Origin of the sequence: Nitrospira sp., assembly GCA_037045225.1 — a bacterium.
GTDB lineage: Bacteria > Nitrospirota > Nitrospiria > Nitrospirales > Nitrospiraceae > Nitrospira_A.
The window spans coordinates 61,793-75,656 of the sequence record JBAOHZ010000008.1; the positions used below are offsets into that span (position 1 = coordinate 61,793).

Annotated in this window: 9 protein-coding genes and 1 riboswitch; of the genes, 3 read left to right on the forward strand and 6 right to left on the reverse strand. The window is 57.3% G+C overall.

Going from position 1 to position 13,864, the window contains the following annotated elements; genetic code table 11:
* Positions 1-302: 302 nt before the first annotated feature.
* The 3 genes from V9G17_00920 to V9G17_00930 form a co-directional block, all read right to left on the reverse strand.
* Positions 303-1,508, reverse strand: coding sequence for a cation:proton antiporter (locus V9G17_00920; GenBank protein MEI2751136.1), 1,206 nt, complete (start codon positions 1,506-1,508; stop codon positions 303-305).
* A 92-nt stretch (positions 1,509-1,600) separates the two neighbouring features.
* Positions 1,601-1,665, reverse strand: a riboswitch (Fluoride riboswitch).
* 909 nt (positions 1,666-2,574) lie between these two features.
* Positions 2,575-3,963, reverse strand: a complete 1,389-nt coding sequence (locus V9G17_00925) for an ATP-binding protein (protein ID MEI2751137.1) — start codon at positions 3,961-3,963, stop codon at positions 2,575-2,577.
* Positions 3,956-4,636, reverse strand: coding sequence for a response regulator transcription factor (locus V9G17_00930; GenBank protein MEI2751138.1), 681 nt, complete (start codon positions 4,634-4,636; stop codon positions 3,956-3,958). The genes V9G17_00925 and V9G17_00930 overlap by 8 nt, the downstream gene beginning before the upstream one ends.
* Before the next feature lie 167 nt (positions 4,637-4,803).
* Here V9G17_00930 and V9G17_00935 point away from each other — a divergent pair, with 167 nt between their 5' ends.
* The 3 genes from V9G17_00935 to V9G17_00945 are packed head-to-tail and all read left to right on the forward strand — an operon-like array spanning position 4,804 to position 10,411.
* The gene (locus V9G17_00935) at positions 4,804-6,255 is read left to right on the forward strand and encodes a TolC family protein (protein MEI2751139.1); all 1,452 of its coding nucleotides are present in this window, start codon (positions 4,804-4,806) and stop codon (positions 6,253-6,255) included.
* The gene (locus tag V9G17_00940) at positions 6,252-7,364 is read left to right on the forward strand and encodes an efflux RND transporter periplasmic adaptor subunit (GenBank protein MEI2751140.1); all 1,113 of its coding nucleotides are present in this window, start codon (positions 6,252-6,254) and stop codon (positions 7,362-7,364) included. Before V9G17_00935 ends, V9G17_00940 begins: the two co-directional genes overlap by 4 nt.
* On the forward strand, positions 7,361-10,411 hold the full coding sequence (locus V9G17_00945; GenBank protein MEI2751141.1) for an efflux RND transporter permease subunit: 3,051 nt from the start codon (positions 7,361-7,363) through the stop codon (positions 10,409-10,411). The genes V9G17_00940 and V9G17_00945 overlap by 4 nt, the downstream gene beginning before the upstream one ends.
* 136 nt (positions 10,412-10,547) lie before the next feature.
* On the opposite strand, the gene V9G17_00950 is transcribed toward V9G17_00945, so the two are convergent.
* From V9G17_00950 to V9G17_00960, 3 genes are all read right to left on the reverse strand, one after another.
* Complete coding sequence (locus tag V9G17_00950) at positions 10,548-10,946, reverse strand: hypothetical protein (GenBank protein ID MEI2751142.1); 399 nt, start codon at positions 10,944-10,946, stop codon at positions 10,548-10,550.
* 58 nt (positions 10,947-11,004) lie between these two features.
* Positions 11,005-12,318, reverse strand: coding sequence for an HlyD family efflux transporter periplasmic adaptor subunit (locus V9G17_00955; GenBank protein ID MEI2751143.1), 1,314 nt, complete (start codon positions 12,316-12,318; stop codon positions 11,005-11,007).
* Between the two features lie 493 nt (positions 12,319-12,811).
* Entirely contained in the window at positions 12,812-13,816 is a 1,005-nt protein-coding gene (locus V9G17_00960) for an FAD-dependent oxidoreductase (protein ID MEI2751144.1), read from the reverse strand.
* Positions 13,817-13,864: the final 48 nt, after the last annotated feature.

Sequence of the window (13,864 nt, forward strand, 5' to 3'; positions counted from 1 at the left end):
CGAACCATGCGACTGCAGAGCGATGCACTCCTTGCAAATTGGAAGAGTCACTCCGGCATGATCATGAAACCATTGACACTAATAGGAGGATCGACGCATTAGGCTTTGAGCAGGAATGAGGCTAGGCCGACAGACACTATCAGAGGATAAACGGGCCAAGGAACGTGGGTTGGGCAGAATTCCCCCATCAGTGAGGAACTTCCACCCAAAGGCTAGGGGGTAATTCCGTATTGCAGGATCTTGTCGAAGAGCTATCGCCGGGCTCGATTGCGGCATCCTTGCCATTAGACGAAAAGATGAGCCTATCCCTCCTCGCTCAGACCATTGATCCGTCCGGGGCCTTTGCCATGTATTTCATCACGGGGTAAGAGATGCCGCGGGGTGTACCTCCAGCTAGCAATCAGGGTGGGAACGACAGCGCTCGCAATAACGGCCGCCACTAAGAAGGAGTATTGTTCTTGAGTCACGATGCCATGCGCCAGACCATAGAGCGACGAGATGGTGCCGAATGTCAAACCCGTGGACATCAACAGCGTGTAGTACCACCGCTCATTTTGGTCCTGTCGAAACAGTCCAATGATCGGATATAGACCGAAGATTTTGGAGGAGACCTTGCCAGCCAAGAGCGCGAGGAACACCAGCGGAGCAGATAGCAACGCCGGCAGCGAGACGAGAGTACCGGCACGAATGAAATAGAAGGGCGTGAGCAGCCCCACGGTGAGTGTGCGCAGCCGACGAATCCAGTGCGTATCCTTGGCCGCACTCCCGGCAAGCACCATGCCCGCAATGTATGCAGGAAGCACGGCTTCGCTACCCGACCATAAGGCCAATGAGCCCAGCCCAAGCAAAATGAGCATCACCCACTTTGTACGGATGGCGGCGGTTCGGTGAGCCAGATGACGGGTTAACCATGCGGTAACTGTCGGCAATGACGCCAAGACCAGGGCGCTTCCGAGGACAAAGACGATCGTCTTATAGGTAAATGGAGCGAAGAGTAGACCGAGGACAATCACCGTCCCCAGATCATTGATGAAACAGGACCCGAGAATCCCTTTGCCATACTCGGTTTTATTTAGACCGGTTTCAAGCATCACGGCATACACTACCGCCATGGAGGTCGTCGAAAGGGCCACGCCACAGAGCCAGCTCGCTCGGGAATCCCATCCAAGGACATAGTAGGCAACAGCGGCACACCCGAGAAACGGTGCCGCGAAACCTACGAAGCCCACCACGTTGACTTCTCGCAGTTTCGACCGCAGTACCTGGGGATCAAGTTCCGCTCCAGCAAGAAAGGTGAGGACGACGGCACCAAACGCCGCAAGGAACCGTACCCATTCAGCATTTGGCGTGAGGATTTCTGGCAGCCCCCAGCAGCTCAACAGCGCGGCGGCGGCAACGCCCACACAAATTTCGACCAATGCGACCGATACGCGCAGTTGGAACGCGAGGAGGGAAGAGAGGACAGCGAGAGACAGCCAAAGCGATGCAACCGTAAAGATCTGTTCCATTCAACAATCCTCCATCAATTCGACTGCTGGACATAAAAAAACCGCCTGGGAGCGGTTGTCACAGCAATAGGACAACTCCGCAGCTACATCAAGATAGCCTAGGAGTCATCAGCCTTCGGAAAGGCGGTTGACGGGGGACTCCATCCCCTGTTGCCTGTACATTACTTCAAGTTAGCGGGAGAAGGCTAGCCCTGAAAGCCCGCATGACGTGAAAGCCCTCTCGGCCGGTCGCGAATGATACCCGGCCAGCGGGATAGTCAAAGAAATTTCCACTAAGCTATCTTTGTGCAAAACGATTCAGAAGGCACCTGGGAGGAGTTCGCTTTCAAAGCATTTGGTACTAATGCGGAGTTGCGCGTACAGTCCTGAATATACTTGGCACATCGCCTCCCAGTTATTTCTGGCAATCAGATGGTAGCGCGCACAGCCACGTGCATCATCTGTTCTCCCGAAAGATGGTCAAGATGCACCACCAGGTCCTCAGACTATTGCCATGCGCGACGACAATGACCGTTTCTCCGGCCAGTACGTGAGGCTGTATCTTACGTTGATAGTACGCAGCACACGAGCGGCCGTGTCTTGTAAGCTTTCACCGGGCGGCCTGGCATCATAACTTCGACGCCATAGTAAGACCTGATGCTCTCCATACCGGTTGGCCGTCTTGTCTTTATTCAATCCTTATAAACTTCCATACATCCGCTCATTGAGTGCCTCATCGTTCTCATTAGGAATAGATCCTTGTTCGACTACCGCTAACACATAACTGAGCGTTTCAATTGCTCGCACAAGCCGGGAAGTAAACGCCCGATCAAACCTATAATGTGCGAGTTCCTTGCCGGCAGCGATTGCTGCTTCCCTGCCCTTTGCTGAAAGCGGGACATCGATCCACCCGGTGAATCGATTCTCCAGGTTCCCTTGTGATCGGCCATGTCGAAGAAGTACCAACTGCCCCACTCATTCCCCTTTCAAATCGATCGGTCGCCGTGCTCCCCTTAGATATCGATGCGGCCTCACCGCCCGACGGACGGCTATGAAATTATAGGATGGTCTGCCAGTGGAGGATGGATTAAGCTGGCAACACGATACGGAAGGTGCTGCCCTTGTCAGGAGCGCTTTCGACGTCAATATGGCCGTTGTGAGACTTCACAAAGGCAAATGCCAAACTCAGCCCCAATCCATTCCCGCAGGTCGAGCGACTTCGGTCAGCGCGATAAAAGCGGTCAAAGATGTGAGGAAGGTCCTGCCCGTCAATCCCACTGCCGCTATCACGAATGAACAGCTTGACGTCAGAAGTGCCCTTCTCCACGGAGAGGTGGACCTGCCCACCTCGAGGTGTATACTTCAGAGCATTGTCGAGGACATTCGCCAGAACACGCTGAAGGCGCCCCTTGTCTCCTCTCACAATGACCGGCGTCAGAGGCGCTCTCATGTCGAGCGCGATTCCCTTGTCTTCTGCGACCGGGCGAAACAGGTCGCAAGCGTCTTGGGCCATGAGTCCAATGTCAACATCTGACAAAGTCAACTGGGCGACTCCTGCGTCCACCTCTGCAATCTCAAGCAAGGAATTGATGATGGCGACGAGGCGGTCACTTTCTTCCACGACGAGACCCGCCATTTCTTGATACGCTGGAATGGTCGTGTCCACAAGGAGCGTCGCCTCCGCCATGCCGCGAATCCGTGTAATCGGGCTGCGCAGATCATGCGCAATATCACTCGTGACCTGCTTTAACTCCAGAATCAGTGATTGAATCTTATCCAACATCAGATTAAAGGTGATCGCCAGGCGATCAATTTCATCGCCTCGATTACTCACAATAACCCGCCGAGCGAAGTCCCCTGTTCCGATGACTCTTGCCGTTTCGGTCACATGTTCTACTCCCCCCAGCGCACGCCGGGCCATAAACCAACCGAGCGAGGCCGCCAAGAAAAGACCGGCCAAGATCACGGCCGCAGATATGTGTCGGTACTCTTCCAAGAAGCGCTCATCATCTCGGCGCAAATATCCCACCTGCAGAACATTCCGATCTTCTGCCGTGATGTAATAGACCACGCGCACATGATGGGGCTGGCCGGGGACTCTCATCGTCTCGAACGCCGGTTGATCCGGGGCGAGGTGGTCCAATATTGACTGCGTCACGGGAACCTCTTTCCAAGCATGAAGGTCGGACGCCCTCAGTTGGCGACCATCACGCGAGAGGAGACGAAAGAATACCTGATCAGTCCCAGCCACCTCGGCTTCTCGGGCGAATTCTGCCTCCATGTTGTCTATGCCGTATAACCGGTAAAGGTGTTTGAATTCGAGGGCATCGGAGAGAAGCAATTCATCGATGCGTGTGTCCATCCGCTGGGCAAGCATCAGATACACGACCAGCAGCATCGAGAGTAGGGAAACGGCAAAAACGACGGCGTACCAGAGTGTTAATCGAAAGGTCAGCGACCGATAGATCTTACGCATGCTGTTCTCGCAGCACATACCCGATGCCCCGCACCGTGTGAATCAGCTTGGGATCCGGTCCACGGTCGATCTTCTCACGTAAGCGGCAGATTCGCGCTTCAACAATGTTCGTCTCAGGATCAAAGTTATAATTCCAGACGTGCTCCATAATCATGATCTTTGACACCACGCGCCCGCAATTACGCATGAGATATTCGAGGAGGGCGAATTCACGGGGTTGAAGATCAATGAATCGGTCACCACGAAACACTTTACGGGTGAGCAGATCGACTGACAGGTTCCCCACTACGTGTCGAGCCGGTTCAGAAATCCCTTGCGCCCGTCGGATTAGAGCTTGGAGCCGTGCCAGCAGCTCCGAAAACGCGAATGGCTTCGTTAAATAGTCGTCGCCACCATCGGATAGCCCTTGCACTCGATCCTGCACGGACCCCTTCGCACTCAAGATCAGGACTGGAAGTCGCACTCTCCGTCGGCGCAGTTCGCGAACGAGTGACAGACCGTCTAGGGATGGGAGCATGACGTCAATCACCGCCGCATCGTACGGTTCGGGCACGGCTCTATGTAGCGCGTTTTGGCCGTCGCCCTCATGATCGGCCACAAACCCAGCTTGCCTCAACCCATTGAGAATAAACGAGGCGGTGCGCATATCGTCGTCGATGATAAGGACCCTCACACGCGATCTCCCGAGAATGCATAGGATCGGATTCTGGCTTTTTCGCTACCGTGCACCTCGCATTCTCCTTCGTCTTTCTGTGCCAAGCAAGCCGTGAGCTCTACATGACCAAACGGTAATGTCCGGATCACTCTGGGGTTAACTGGGTGCGGTAGGGTTGAAGGACCATGCAGATATCAGTCGTCCCTATCATTCTTGGTGTCGCGCTCGGAACGATCTTGCCGGCGTGCACCGGCTATCACCCCCTGCCGCTGTCCTCCGATGCCGCCGGAGAGACGCCCAGCATGACTCGGATCCGCATTGCCGCACAAGAGATTCACCACCCCATTCTCAAGCCCCTCGATTTTGATGACCGAGATGGTCTGTCGCCGGACGAAGCTGCGGTGCTGGCCGTCCTCGCCAATCCTGGGTTGCGAGCCGTGCGCGATCAACGCGCGATTGCGGCAGGACAAGTCCTCCAAGCCGGCATCTTGCCGAATCCGCGCCTCACCTACTTTCTTTCGATCCCGATCAGCGGCCAGAGCCCTTCGGGGCTTCTGTCGGGTATCCCGGCTGGCCCGATTCCTCTAGGGACGGTCACGGAATTCGGGGGAAGCTTGATGTGGGACTTGCAGACGCTCATCAATCGTGGCGCGCGGGTCGAGGCTGCCGAAGCGCGGGCCCAGGCGGTCGATCTGGATGTCGCATGGCAGGAGTGGCAAGTGGCCCAGGCGGCAAAATTAGCGGCCTATCGATTGGTGACGCTTCGGAATCAAGCGCTGCTGGCGACTGAGCTCTCGGAATTCCTGACGGAGAACGTCACGCAAATGCGGCAGGCGCTGCAACGCGGCATTCTCACAGGTTTGGAGCTGTCTGCGGCCGAGACGGCCCATATCAATGCTCGAACGAATCGGCTCGAACTGGAGAAGCAGGTGAGCCAGCAACAGGTCGCGTTCAATCGACTCGTAGGCTTACCTCCCGACAGTGCCCTCCCGCTCGATCGCTCGATTGCGCTCCCGGCTCGGCTGGTGCCGCCCACCTTGGAGTGGTTTCTGAATGGTCTGGAAGACCGGCGTCTCGACTTGGTGGCCCTCCGCCAAGGGTATAGCAGCCAGGAAGCCACCGTGCGCGCGGCGATTCTCAGCCAGTTCTCCAATGTCGCGGTGGGCCTGTATGATGTGCGCGATCTAGGGAATTTTTACCGGCCGGGGCCTCAAATTTCAGCCGATCTCCCGATCTTCAACCGCAATCAGGGGAACATTGCCATCGAGCGGGCGACGCGGCAAAAACTGTTGGACGAGTACACCAACCGCGTCTTTCAAACACGTAATGACATCGCCAGACTGCTCGTCACAATCCACTGGCTCAATGATCAGGTGGCCATGGCGCAGGCCGGCAAACCGATCCTCAAAAAGTTGGTCGTGACGCTGCGAGAGGCCCTCCGTCAAGGGCAAGCCACCGTCGTGCTCTATTACACGGCGCTCATCAACCTGACGGCCCAGCAAATCCAAATTCTGACGTTCCAACAACAACTCATTGACATGCTCATCGCCTTGGAGTTGGAGACGGGCTATTATCGGATTCAGGACATCGAGCTCTCTCCTTCGCCAGTGCCCATGCAGGGGAAAACACTCCCATGACACCGCGTCAGGGAAAATACATGACGGTGATTGTGGTGGGAGTCGTGCTGATTGGCGTCGGGCTCAGTTATTGGCCGGCATTGTTTGCCACCTCCCAACAACACGGTGTCACCGTGGCCCAGGAGGGCTCGACGGCTGAGTCACATGAGCCTCATGCCAAGGTGACCGTCATGGATCTCGACCGCCGTGTGATCGAAGAAACCTTGACCGTGTACGGGTCCACCTTACCCGCACCCGATGAGTCACAGACGTTCAGCGTACCCTATGAATGCCAGGTCCGGAAGGTCTTGGTGACGACCGGACGCGTGGTGGAACTCGGCACGCCCCTCGTGGAAGTCGAACCCAGCCATGAAACGAAGCTGCTCCTGGACGGCGCTCGGGAGGAACAACAGACAGCGAAAGACCAATTCACGCTGATGCAGCAACGTCTGAAGATGAATCTAGCCACGAGGCAGGATCTCCTCCAGGCTGAGCAGCACCTGCACGCGGCAACGCTCCGGGCGAACAGCTTGGAGAAGCGAGGGGCGGGGCGCGAGCAAATCCTTCGGGCCGCGACCGGAGGGGTCATCAGTTTGGTGCACGTCCGCCAAGGACAAATTGTTCCCCCTGGCGGTTCATTGGTGGAGATGATCGACGATCAACATATCCTGGTCCGGTTTGGCGTGGAGGAGGAAGATCGGCGATTGTTTCAGAAGGGGCAGCGCGTTCGGCTGTTTCCGGTCCATGGGACCGGCAGTGAGCCTATGGAAGGAGAAATCCGGGTGGTGACGCAACAGGTCAATCTCGCCACCCGACTCGTGGAGGTCCTCGCGGCGCCAGGACCACAGGACCGCCTGCTTTTAAATGAATATGTGCGCGGCGAGATCATTATCGCCTCCCAGGAAGGCCTCGTGGTCCCGCGAAGTGCCGTCCTCCAACAGGAGGGGCACTTGGTGTTGTATAGCGTGGAGGACGGACACGCCACACGCCATGTCTTCCAGGCGGGGCTGGAGAATCGGGAGCAGATCGAGGTGCGCGGTAGTGACCTGCACGAGGGACAGCGGATCGTCATCGTGGGACAGAATCAATTGCACGATGGCATGGCGGTTGACGTGGACGTGCCTCGATGAACCTGGCGCATTGGATCCAGGCTCACCGTCGGTCTATCCTGTTTCTCGTACTGGCCTTCGGGCTCGCGGGCCTGGCCTCAAGTCTCAACCTGCCGGTCAGCCTCTTTCCGCATGTGACCTTTCCCCGGATCCAAGTCGGGATTGAGGCAGGCAATCGCCCTGTGGATCGCATGGCCATTGAGGTGACGCGCCTCGTCGAAGAGGCCGTTCGGGCCGTGCCAGGTGTGCGCCATGTCCGTTCGACCACGAGTCGTGGCAGCGCCGAGATCTCTATCACGTTCGGCTGGGGTGAGGACATGGTCTCGGCCATGTTGCAGATTGAATCAGGCATCAATCAGGTCCGGGGATCGCTTCCACCAAATACGGTTATTGACGTCCGGAGAATGGATCCGACCGTGTTTCCGATTCTGGGCTATAGCCTGATTTCCGATCACCATTCCTTGACCGAGCTCCATGACCTGGCCTTTTACCAGGTGCGACCAGTGCTCTCTACCATTGCCGGGGTGGCTCGCATCGGCGTTCTCGGAGGCGCTGCCGCGGAATATCAGGTGATGGTCGATCCGGTCAAGCTGGACTCCTTCGGATTGACGCTCAATGACCTCGCCAGGACCCTGTCCGCGACCAATGTGGTGACGGCCGTTGGACGGTTGGAAGACCATTTCAAGCTCTATCTGGTGATGCTCAACACCCAATTCCACGATCTGGCCCAACTCGAGCAGACGATCGTCCGTTCCGGGCCCGATGGAATGATCCTTCTCGAGGATATTGCCACCATCACACTCGGCACGGTGCCGCAATGGACGCGTGTTACGGCGGATGGCCAGGATGCCGTCTTATTTCAGGTCTACCAGCAGCCCGGTGGGAACACGGTCACGATCGCGGGTGACGTGGCGCACGCGTTAACCGATCTTCAAAAACAGCTCCCCGTCGGCGTGCGGGTCGTCAATTGGTACGACCAGAGTCAATTAATCCTCGCCTCCGCCTCCAGCGTGCGTGATGCGGTCATTATGGGCATCATATTGGCGTCATTGGTCATTCTGTTATTTCTCAGAAATGTGAAAGTCACACTCATTGCCGCCGTCACGGTCCCCACGGTGCTGGCGGTCACGATTCTGCTGCTCTTTGTGCTCAATATGAGCTTCAACATCATGACGCTGGGCGGCATGGCCGCCGCCGTCGGTCTCGTAATCGATGATGCCATTGTGATGATTGAGCATGTCATCCGCCGGCTGCAAGGCGGGATCGGACCCTGGCGGGACCGCGTGCTCGCGGCCGCGCAAGAATTCACGCGGCCGCTCGTCGGCTCCTCCGCCACGACGATTATTATCTTTGTTCCGCTGGCGTTTTTATCGGGCGTCACCGGGGCCTTTTTCAAAGCCTTGTCGCTCACGATGGCCGCCAGCCTCGTGATTTCCTTTCTCATCGCCTGGCTTGCCGTCCCGTTACTCGCGTTACACGTCTTACGGGAGCACGATGCTGAGCCGCACAGGGGTGGGACATGGACCGCGCGCGTGCACACCGGGTACACCTCGTTGATGACGCGCGTGCTGCGCGCCCCCTGGCTTATGGCCGTCGTGCTGGTCCCGTTATTGGTCCTCGGATGGGTGGGGTATCGCCAGATCGGATCTGGGTTTATGCCCGTCATGGATGAAGGCGGCTTTGTGCTGGACTATTTGGCGCCGCCTGGGACGTCGATCAGCGAGACGGATCGCCTCGTGCGTCAACTCGAGACGATCCTCCGCGCCACGCCCGAGGTGCAGACCTATTCCCGCCGGACCGGTCTCCGGTTGAGCGGTGGGCTGACGGAGGCGAATAATGGCGATCTGTTCGTGCGCCTCATGCCGCTGCCTCGTCGGCCCATTCATGCCGTGATGGATGAGGTCCGACAGCGGATCGAACATCACATCCCGGGTCTCCAAATCGAAATGGCGCAGCTCATGGAGGATCTCATTGGGGATCTCACCGCAGTCCCAGAGCCGATCGAAGTGAAATTGTTTTCGGATGACGGCCCCCTACTCAGGGAAGTGGCCGGGCAGGTGGCAGACACGATTGGCACGGTCCGCGGGATTGTGGAGGTCAAGAACGGCCTGGTGGTCGCCGGTGACGCATTGGAGATTCGTGTGGATCGGGAGAAAGCCGCCTTGGAGGGACTCTTGCCGGACGCCGTCACCCTCATGTTGACGGATTATGTGACCGGCGCCGTCACGACACACGTGCAGGAGGGCGTCAAAATGACCGGAGTCCGTGTCTGGGTTCACGAAAGGACCCGAGCGACCGCGCGTGACCTTGGGATGTTACGACTGCGGGCACCAGACGGACATCTCTTTCCCCTAAAGCGTGTGGCGACCATGGAGGTCATGACGGGCCAACCGCAAATTAAGCGGGAAGATCTCAAGACCATGGTCCCGGTCACGGCTCGCATTAGCGGTCGAGATCTCGGGAGCACGATCGTGGAGATGACCGAACGATTGGACCGGCCTGGCTTCCTGCCGAAGGGCGTGTATTATCACCTTGGCGGCCTGTATCAGGAACAGCAGACGGCGTTTCGGGGATTGCTAGGGGTGTTCATTGCAGCCGCCGTGCTCGTTTTTGTCGTGCTGCTCTTCTTGTATGAGAGCCTACGAGTCGCAGCCTTGATGCTCCTGACGACGCTCCTCACTATCCCTGCGGTGTTCATCGGCCTTTGGTGGACCGGCACGGAACTCAATGTCACCTCGCTGATGGGACTCACTATGGTCCTCGGGATCGTCACAGAGGTGGGCATTTTTTATTACTGCGAATATCAGGATTTGCCAAGGTCTGTAGACCTACGAGGCCGACTAATCCAGGCAGGATTAAACCGACTCCGCCCCATTACGATGACGACGTTAGCCGCCATTCTTGCCCTGCTGCCGTTAGCCTTGGCCATTGGCGAGGGATCGGCCATGCAGAAGCCGCTCGCGATCGCCATTATCTCTGGTCTTCTGGTTCAAGTGCCGCTGGTGGTAATTGTACTTCCAACCTTCTTGTTGCTGCTCACAGGCAACACCACGCCTAGCAGGACTTGAATCATGAGGAGGGCGGGGGGCAGACCTCAACACGGTCTAGCTGGGATCTGACGGGTGGTTCTCTCCCCGATGGGGTGGCGGTGCGATACGGAGCACCACACTCTTCCAGGTATTCGCCAAAGACCTTCCACGTCATTTAGTAGACTTGATTGTGAGGGACTTCCGCTCTGTATTCACGAGCCCGCTCAAATGCTGCTTCTGCCTGCTTACGAAGGTTATGAATACGAGGGTCGGCCGCTGTAACGGATCCGAGGTGCTGAGATTGTGTCGAAACGCTGTTCGCTTCGAGCTCAAGGCCGTCAGCCAGTTTGCTCAAGACTAAGGCTTCTTCTCGATACCGAAAGGCAAGGTCTCGCGCATGGTCAACATTCATAGCGGGATGCCCAGAGGCAATCTGCGTTTGTGTGGTACACCCCATTCCCATGGACAGGCAGGTCAGAATGCCTGCTCCAGTCAGTACGCTGCGAAGAGAAATTTGTCGGTACCCTGGACATTGTCCGAAGAGCCCGATGAATTGGCCAATTTGCTTAAGCATTTTCAGTGCTCCCTCTTTGCAAGCCGGATAGCTTTGTTTGCTTCCTGACGCCCGATGTTTAGCGTCTCAATCTATCTCGCGATCTTTCCATGTTTCCCGACGGTGCAGGCGGCGGAATACGCCCGGCCTCAGTTCCTAGAAGGCCCGAGCCGGGGCCGGCAGTCGATGGTGAAAGCGGGGAACTCGGCAGCCCAAGATCGGGGCTCCTGGGTGGTACATGTGATTGGGGTGTAAAGTCGTGCTGTTCCCGTAATGGCTCAGGGCTGCGATCACCCGGAGCAATAGTTCCTGATCCGTCTGCTCTCCCGTCTCGTCGATCCAAGTCGTGACCGCGCTCGAGTTGGACAAGTGGTTGCAGGTTGTGTGGTTCACTCGGCTCCAATGGCAAATTTTCGTTGACGGTCTCACGGGCGATGGCATCGGCCTCTTGCAGTTCTTCTTCAAAAAAATCGGTGTGATATTCCGCGGTCGATGTGTTGGTGCGGGATGTCCACACCGATTGGCCGGGTTCGCTGATATCGATTTGCGTGACCGTCGACAGCCCTGGCCGAATAGGGTTTTCCATCAGCTCTTCCTTAGGTAGTGCAATCCGAACCGGTACCCGCTGGACGATGTGGATAAAGTTCCCAGTGGCATTATCTGGGGGGAGCGTCGCAAACACACTGCCTGAGCCAGGCACCAATCCTTCGACGGTGCCGTGATAACGATATCGTTTGCCGTACATATCGACGGACACCAGCGCCGGTTGACCAGGTCGAACATGAGCTAGCTCGGTCTCACGCAAATTGGCCTCCACCCACAGATGGTCCAGCGGCACGATGGTCATCAGGGTCACGCCGGGTGCAACGCGGTCACCAACTTGTCCCTTCCGTTTGGCGACATAACCCGCAACCGGGGAGTGAATCTGTTGCTGGCCGTAGCGGAGCTGAGCTTCAACGAATTGGTATTTGGCTAGCTGCACGGCTGGATGCTCTGTGACGGTCGTTCTCCCGATCTGTACATCGAGTGCTTCCAACTCCGCCTGTGTTTCACGGACATCTGCCTCCAACGCCCTCATGTGATCCTCGGCATTTTGAACTACCTGTTTTGGAACTGCACCGTGGGGAGAGACATAGCGATACCGCGCCATGTCATGACGAATGACATCCAATCGCGCTTGCCGAGCCGCCAGTTTCTCCGCAAACTGCCGTCTGTGCACATACAGTGCGGCGATCCGTCTTACAGTTTCGCCAAGGTTGCCACGCGCTTGACCGAGCGTGGCTGCAGCCTCATTGGCATCCAGCGTCATGACGAGTTCGCCTTTGTTGACGAATTGGGTTTCCTCTGCCAGCACATTCGTGATAATGCCGGACACTTGGGACGTGACAGGCACCAAGTTTCCTGCGACGAAGGCATTATGCGTCTCCACACGCAACCGCTCGACCTGCGAGGGAATAAAGCCATGCGGCGCTCCCGGATGTACTGATGCCGTTCGATGATGTCGATCATGCCCTTGGCATAGTCAGCGTAGCTGATGTAGTCATTCCGATTGTCGTCCTTGCCCGGCGTAAATTCGTCTCCCATGACATAGTACTTGCCTGTGTATATCCCAAACGGGGCAAACTTGTACGCCGGTGTGACATAGGTCCAGCGCACATCGGAAAAGCGCCTCAGGATCTCGATTCCTCTTTCATGGGCATCGTACAACGCCTGCATACGTTGCGGATCATATCTCGGCAGCGCTTGCAGCCGTTTGGTGTGCGCACTGTTGACATAGAGCGTGTTTGCGCCGCCGATCTTCAGATAAATTCCGCTCTGTGCTGCCCAGCATCTCCGACGCCTCCGCCATCGTGAGTTCCCGCCGTTGTCGCCGCTCGTACAGTTCTTCAAAGCGCATCTGTCGCACCTCCTGGAGTACGGTCACCCGTGTCATGGTGGCCCTCCTTGAAGACGCACCCTAAACCGGACAGATGATGTGCGCAGTCGCCGATCGCCCATAGGTTCGACGTCCCGCGCACGCGCAGATCCGGCTCGGTCAGCAGTCGTCCGCGCTCCTTGGACACATCGAGCCGGTCCACTAGAAGCGGCGACGTGGTGCCGATCGTGCAAACGACCGTGGCGCCGCGGAGCATTCGACCATCGTGCAGTTCGACGCCCTCGGCAGTGGCCATCGTCGCGCGCGCGTTGAGAATCATCTTGATACCGGCCTGCTCCATCTTCGTTCGGGCAAACTCCCGGAGTGTCGGGCTCACTTCCGGCAGAATCTGATCGTGGCTGTGCACCAACGTGACCGTCACGTCACCGGCGGTGAAGTTGCTGTAAAACCGCATGCCGGCTTTGATCAAATCATTGATCTCGCCGGCCGTCTCTACTCCGGTAAAGCCGCCGCCGACCACGACGAACGAGAGATACCACCGTCGCCGGTCCGGGTCGTCACAGACTTCGGCTTTTTCAAGTTGTGCCATCACGTGAAATCGTAAGACCATGGCATCGCCCTCGGACTTCAGTGGGAATGCATGGTCGGCCATGCCGGGGACCACACTCAGATTGACGGCAGTCCCGCAAGCCAGCACCGCATGATCAAACGTCATACGACTCGGACGACCATCGTATCGTTCGTATTCCACCTCTGACGTGGCCAGGTCGATGCGCCGGACTTCTTGGGTTCGACAGCGGACTCCGGGCAGCATCTGACGTAACGGCGCCGTGACCGCACTCGGATTGATCGCCGCACCCGCCACTTCCGCCAGCAATGGGTAGAAGATCATGTTGTTCTCCCGGCTGAACAGCACGATCTCGCAGGTGTTCGTCGACAATTTCTTGCGCAGAGTCCTTGCGCACTTCACGCCGGCGAAGCCCCCGCCGATGATGACGATTCTCGTAGGGTTCATGCCGTCACCTCGAATACCGCACCACGCAGGAAGGGCGCTCGTCCTTCC